We start from the raw sequence: 6,666 nt of genomic DNA, 5'->3' as shown, positions 1-6,666 counted from the left end.
CCCGCCGATCACTCGGAGGGCGTCGTCTTCTGGATGAGCATGAGGAACTCAGCGTTCGACTGGGTTTCCTTGAGCTTGTCGAGGACCAGCTCGAGGCCCTGCTGCTGGTCGAGGGTGCCCAGGACGCGGCGCAGCTTCCACATGATGCGCAGCTCCTCGGGCGCAAACAGCAGCTCCTCGCGGCGGGTACCCGACGCGTTGAGATCGATCGCCGGGAAGATGCGGCGCTCGGCAAGCTGACGCGAGAGGCGCAGTTCCATGTTGCCAGTGCCCTTGAACTCCTCGAAGATAACCTCGTCCATCTTCGACCCGGTCTCCACCAGCGCGGAGGCGATGATGGTCAGCGAGCCGCCCTCGGAGAGGTTGCGGGCCGCGCCGAAGAACTTCTTGGGCGGGTAGAGCGCGGACGCGTCGACACCACCGGAGAGGATACGGCCCGAGGCGGGCGCAGCCAGGTTGTAGGCGCGCGACAGTCGCGTCAGCGAGTCGAGGAGAACGACGACATCCTGACCCAGCTCCACGAGGCGCTTGGCGCGCTCAATCGCGAGTTCAGCAACGGTCGTGTGGTCCGATGCGGGACGGTCGAAGGTGGAGGCGATGACCTCGCCCTTAACGATCGAGCGCATGTCGGTGACCTCTTCGGGGCGCTCGTCCACCAGGACGACCATGAGGTGCACCTCGGGGTTGTTCAGCTCGATGGCCTTGGCCATCTGCTGGATGACCATGGTCTTACCGGCCTTGGGCGGCGAGACGATGAGGCCGCGCTGCCCCTTGCCCACCGGGGCAACCAGATCGATGACGCGCGGCGTGTAGGCCTTCGGCGAGGTCTCCATGCGCAGCTGCTCGGAGGGGTAGACCGGCGTCAGCTTGCCGAATTCTCGACGCGCCTGCGCCTGCTCAATCGTCATGCCGTTCACGGAGTCGACGCGCACGAGGGCGTTGTACTTCTGGCGCTGACGCTCGCCCTCGCGGGGCAGGCGGACGGCACCGGCGACCGCGTCACCGGCGCGCAGACCCCAGCGGCGCACGTTGCCGAGCGTCACGTAGACGTCGTTCGGGCCGGGCAGGTAGCCGGAGGTACGCACGAAGGCGTGGTTCTCCTGGATGTCGAGGATGCCGGCAATCGGGGCGAGGTTGTCCTCGCCGCCGCGCGCAGGGCGCGCTTCGCGATTCTCACGGCCCTCACGGTTGTCGCGGTTCTCGCGCTCGCGACGGGAGCGACGTCCGCGTTCGCGGCGTCCACGCCGTCCCTCGGTGTCGTCGCCGTCGGGCAGCTCGATGTTCAGGACGGTCTCGACGACGGTCGTGTCGGGTTCAGGCGTGGACTCACTGCGCTCGGAAGCGGGCAGCGGCAGGTCGAGAGTGACATGCGCGGGTTCCACGGCTCCCTGACTCACCGCGCGGCGGCGGCGTGAACGACGCGGGGCCTCGGCTGCGGGCATCTCAACGGCAGGCATGTCGGCCACGGGAGCCTCGGGCTGCGCGGGAACGTCCGGGGTTTCAGACGACGAGGCAGGGGTCTCCTCGCCCGGAGCGGCTTCCTGCGTGGTCGGAGCGCTGGCGTCGTTGCTCAGGAGCTCGATCAGCTGGGGTTTGCGAAGCTGGGAAATGCCCTTGAGACCGCGGGACGCGGCCAGGGCCTTCAGCTCAGGCAGCTTCATCGCCGACAGCGACACGGTCGTCATCTCGGCGGGGGTTTCGTTGCTCACGAAGTGGTCCTTACTGGAATGCGCCCAAGTCGGGCGAGGTGAATTGCTCAAGCACACGAGAAAGCTTGATGGAGGAAGATGCGCAATGAGGGCGCACCGCAATGATCGGAGTCGAGCATTCGACTCGGACCTGAAAAAAATATAGCAAGACCGCCAGCCAGCTGTCGATTAGACAGCGAAACTGACGGTGCTTGCGCAGAAACTCACAGATGAGAGGCTAGTTAGAACTCCACCTTCGCTAAAGATCCACGAGTGATCTGCACGCCGGAAGCGGCCACCGTGAGGGGAAGGACACGCCACCCCGAGTCCGCGGCTTCGCGGCGAATCTGCGCGCCAACGGGTTCCAGCGAGATGACAGTAGGTCCGGCACCCGAGACCACGGCGGCGTATCCCGCACCGCGCAGCCAGTCGACGAGGGCCAGCGAGGGCTCCATGGCACCGCGGCGCTGCTCCTGGTGGAGGCGGTCGCGCGTCGCTTCCATGAGCACCGCGTGCAGATCCGCTCCCCCGCTGGCCTGCGCATGACCGGACAGGATCGCAGCGAGCGCGCTCGCGCGGGCGACGTTGAAGCGCGCATCCACGTGAGACACGTTCTCGGGCAGCGCAGCGCGGGCGGTAGCAGTACGCAGTTCGAAGTCGGGAATGAAAACGACGGGAGACACGCACGCCGGCGGGTTCAGCCGAAGCGCACCCACCTCCTTCGTGTCCTCGTTCATCCAGGCAACGGTGGCCCCTCCATAGACGGCGGGTGCAACATTGTCGGGGTGTCCCTCCAGCTCCGAGCCGATCTCGAGGATCTCCTGGCGCCCCAGCACGTCCGGATCGCCGATGAGCGCACGGGCCAGCGTCAGGCCGGCAACGATTGCGCTCGCGGAGGAACCCAGGCCTCGCGAATGAGGAATGCGGTTCATGCAGCGCATGCGCACCCCCACCTGGGGAGCGCCCGCGTGGTCCAGGGCCAGACGCAGAGCGCGAACGACCAAGTTATCCTCGCCGAGGTCGACGTTGCCAGCCCCCTCGCCTTCGACGACGACCGAGGTCGACCCCGTCGTCGCGTGGATTGACACTTCGTCCCACAGGTCGAGCGCGAGGCCCATGCAGTCGAAGCCGGGACCCAGGTTGGCGCTCGTCGCGGGAACCTTCACCGCGACAAAGTCATCATGCACGCGCACCTCACTCACCCTCAACGCGGATCGTGGAGGTCACCTCGCGCACGGCGTCGGACACGGCGAGCGCACGAGCGACGGCGCGCAGGTCTGCCTCGCGGGCCTGATGGCTGGTCACGACGATGACGCACGCACCGGGAACCTCGTCGTTGCGCTGGTGCACCGACTGGATCGAGACGCCGTGGCGGGCGAAAATACCGGCGACGTCGGAGAGCACGCCGAGACGGTCCTCGACCTGCAGGCGGATCTGGTAGCGCGTGTGGGTCGATCCGGGATCGAGGATCGGCAGGTGGGCGTAGACGGATTCGCGAGGGGCGTGACCTCCGAAGGCGCGGTGATGCGCAGCGGCCACGAGGTCGGACAGGACGGCCGAGGCCGTGGGAGCCCCGCCGGCACCCTGGCCGTAGAACATGAGGCGTCCGGCGTTCTCACCCTCGACCAGAATCGCGTTGAAGGCACCGTCGACGGAAGCCAGCGGATGGTCGGATGGCACCTGGGCGGGGTGAACGCGCATGGCGACTCCCTCGCGGCCATCCTCACCGATGCGGCGCTCGGCAATGGCCAGGAGCTTGATGGTGTGGCCGACACGAGCGGCCTCTTCCATGTCCTCCTTGGTGATATTGGAGATACCTTCGACCGCGACGTCGTCGATGCCGACGCGCGTGTGGAAGGCCAGCGAGGCCAGGATGGAGCACTTCGCTGCGGCATCCAGGCCCTCGACGTCTGCGGTCGGATCGGCCTCGGCGAAGCCCAGGTCCTGCGCCTGCTTGAGGGCATCCTCGTAGCTCAGGCCCTTGGAACTCATGGCGTCCAGGATGAAGTTCGTCGTGCCGTTGACAATGCCCATCACGGTGGTGACGCGGTCACCGGCCAGCGACTCGCGCAGACCGTATACGACGGGGACCGCGCCGGCCACGGCGGCCTCGTAATAAAGGTCCGCGTCGTTGGAGGCGGCAGCCTCGTACAGTTCGGGGCCGTGGGCGGCCAGCAACGCCTTGTTACCCGTCACGACCGAAATACCCTGTGTGAGGGCGCGCAGCACGAACGTGCGCGCAGGCTCGATGCCGCCGATCAACTCGACCACGAGGTCCATCCCGTCAATCGCCTCAGCAGGGTCCGTCGTCAGCAGCTCGCGATCAATCGGCGAGTCACGCGGAGCATCCACATTGCGGACGAGAACGCGGCGGACCTCCATCTCAGCACCGGAACGTGCCGCGAAATCCTCACGGCTCGACTGCAGGATGCGAATGACCTGGCTACCAACGGTTCCAGCTCCAAGAACGCCAACTCCGAGGACCGGACGGGGTGCAGACATAGGAATTTTCTCCTTCGTGAAACGGGCACTGACACCAGTGTATGTGGTCAAAGCCCCCACTTTCTTTACGGGGACCTTCGTCCTACAATTGAAGCGTGGGAGACTTAAGACCCACACCCCTGAGACACAGAGCATAGGTCGATAGACGAAAGCGGTTGTCCCACCCCATCGGTCGTAGGACAATAGACCCAAGCGCCGGAATCCGGCGCACTGACGGAGCTTTGCTCCCTACAACCGTCCCCACAGGGATACGGAAAGATCCGAGAAGAGGAAGAATGACGACAGCAGACCAGAAAGCCTGGGAAGGTTTTGTCAAGGGTAACTGGTGCGATGAAATCGACGTGCGCGACTTCATCCAGCTGAACTACACGCCGTACGAGGGCGATGCCTCGTTCCTGGCGGGTCCCACCGAAAAGACCATGCGGGTCTGGAACACCCTTGAGGAAAAGTACCTTTCCGAAGAGCGCAAGGTGCGCATCCTCGACGTTGACACCGATACCCCGGCTGACATCGACGCCTTCAAGCCCGGTTACATTTGCGAGGACGACAACGTGATCGTCGGCCTGCAGACCGACGCCCCGCTCAAGCGCGCAATGATGCCGAACGGCGGCTGGCGCATGGTCGAGACCGCCATCCACGAGGCCGGCAAGGAATACAACCCCGAGGTGAAGAAGATCTTCACCCAGTACCGCAAGACCCACAACGACGCAGTCTTCGATATCTACACCCCGCGTATTCGCGCCGCTCGCTCCTCCCACATCATCACCGGCCTGCCGGATGCCTACGGCCGCGGTCGCATCATCGGCGACTACCGCCGCGTGGCCCTGTACGGCGTGGACCACCTGATCGCCGAGAAGCAGAAGGATAAGGATCGCTACGCCGACCAGCCCTTCTCCGAGCACTGGGCACGCTACCGCGAGGAGCACTCCGAGCAGATCAAGGCCCTCAAGAAGCTGAAGAACCTGGCCGCCTCCTACGGCTACGACATCTCCGGCCCCGCCACCAACGCACACGAGGCCGTGCAGTGGACCTACTTCGGCTACCTGGCTTCCGTGAAGTCCCAGGACGGTGCCGCTATGTCGATCGGTCGTCTCTCCGGCTTCTTCGACTGCTACTTCGAGCGTGATCTGAAGAACGGTACGCTGGATGAGTCCGGCGCGCAGGAGATCATCGACGCCCTCGTCATCAAGCTGCGTATCACCCGCTTCCTGCGCACCATCGCCTACGACCAGATCTTCTCCGGTGACCCCTACTGGGCCACCTGGTCGGACGCTGGCTTCGGCGACGACGGTCGTACGCTGGTCACCAAGACCTCCTTCCGTCTGCTCCAGACCCTGGTGAACCTGGGTCCCGCGCCCGAGCCGAACATCACCATCTTCTGGGACGAGAACCTGCCCCGCGGTTACAAGGAGTTCTGCGCTCGCATTTCGATCGAGACCTCGTCGATCCAGTACGAGTCCGATCCGCAGATCCGCGCCCACTGGGGCGACGACGCCGCCATCGCATGCTGCGTCTCCCCCATGCGCGTCGGCAAGCAGATGCAGTTCTTCGGCGCTCGCGTCAACGCCGCCAAGGCTCTCCTCTACGCCATCAACGGTGGCCGCGACGAGATGACCGGCAAGCAGGTCATGGAAGGCTACGAGCCCGTCCAGGGTGACGGCCCGCTCGACTTCGACGACGTGTGGAAGCGCTACGAGGAAATGCTGGACTGGGTCGTCGGCACCTATGTCGAGGCCCTCAACATCATCCACTACTGCCACGACCGCTACGCCTACGAGGCCATCGAGATGGCACTGCACGACGCTGAGATCGTGCGCACCATGGGCTGCGGTATCGCCGGTCTGTCCATCGTCGCCGACTCCCTGGCCGCAATCAAGTACGCGAAGGTCTACCCGATCCGCGACGAGACCGGCCTGGTCGTCGACTACCGCACCGAGGGCGACTTCCCGACCTACGGCAACGACGATGACCGCGCCGACGACATCGCCGCGACCGTCGTCCACACCGTCATGGACAAGATTCGCGCGATCCCCATGTACCGCGACGCGATCCCGACCCAGTCGGTCCTGACGATCACCTCGAACGTCGTCTACGGCAAGGCCACCGGTTCCTTCCCGTCGGGCCACGAGAAGGGCACCCCCTTCGCCCCCGGCGCGAACCCGGAGAACGGCATCGACACGCACGGCATGGTTGCCTCCATGCTGTCGGTCGGCAAGCTGGACTACAACGACGCGCTCGACGGCATCTCGCTGACGAACACGATCACCCCGCAGGGCCTGGGTCGTTCCAAGGAAGAGCAGATCCAGAACCTGGTCGGCATCCTCGACGCGGGCTTCGTTCCGGACGATTCCTGCGCCTACGACGGCACCAAGGGCTACTGATCCACCATTGGCGGGGGTCGATGTGCAACCTGCGTTGATCCCCGCCACCCACCATCGTGGGCGCACCGCAACCCGGTTCGCCCAGCCGGCACCGC

At 65.2% G+C, this 6,666-nt stretch carries 4 protein-coding genes; 1 reads left to right on the top strand and 3 read right to left on the bottom strand.

Translation table 11 applies throughout. The annotated features are described in order from the left end of the window. Positions 1-8 precede the first annotated feature (8 nt). The 3 genes from rho to HMPREF1136_RS03990 form a co-directional block, all read right to left on the bottom strand. On the bottom strand, positions 9-1,709 hold the full coding sequence (gene rho / locus HMPREF1136_RS04000) for a transcription termination factor Rho (protein ID WP_009648031.1): 1,701 nt from the start codon (positions 1,707-1,709) through the stop codon (positions 9-11). A 221-nt stretch (positions 1,710-1,930) separates the two neighbouring features. Further along, on the bottom strand, positions 1,931-2,881 hold the full coding sequence (gene thrB, locus HMPREF1136_RS03995) for a homoserine kinase (protein ID WP_034504807.1): 951 nt from the start codon (positions 2,879-2,881) through the stop codon (positions 1,931-1,933). Position 2,882: 1 nt separating this feature from the next. Beyond that, on the bottom strand, positions 2,883-4,190 hold the full coding sequence (locus HMPREF1136_RS03990) for a homoserine dehydrogenase (protein ID WP_009648018.1): 1,308 nt from the start codon (positions 4,188-4,190) through the stop codon (positions 2,883-2,885). Positions 4,191-4,465: 275 nt separating this feature from the next. Between HMPREF1136_RS03990 and pflB the strand changes: the two genes are divergently transcribed. Further along, positions 4,466-6,571 (top strand): formate C-acetyltransferase, encoded by a 2,106-nt coding sequence (pflB, locus tag HMPREF1136_RS03985; RefSeq protein WP_009648039.1) that lies wholly within the window; start codon positions 4,466-4,468, stop codon positions 6,569-6,571. Positions 6,572-6,666: the final 95 nt, after the last annotated feature.

Origin of the sequence: Actinomyces sp. ICM47 (assembly GCF_000278725.1) — a bacterium.
GTDB lineage: Bacteria > Actinomycetota > Actinomycetes > Actinomycetales > Actinomycetaceae > Pauljensenia.
This window is presented reverse-complemented; position numbering and strand designations above follow the sequence as displayed.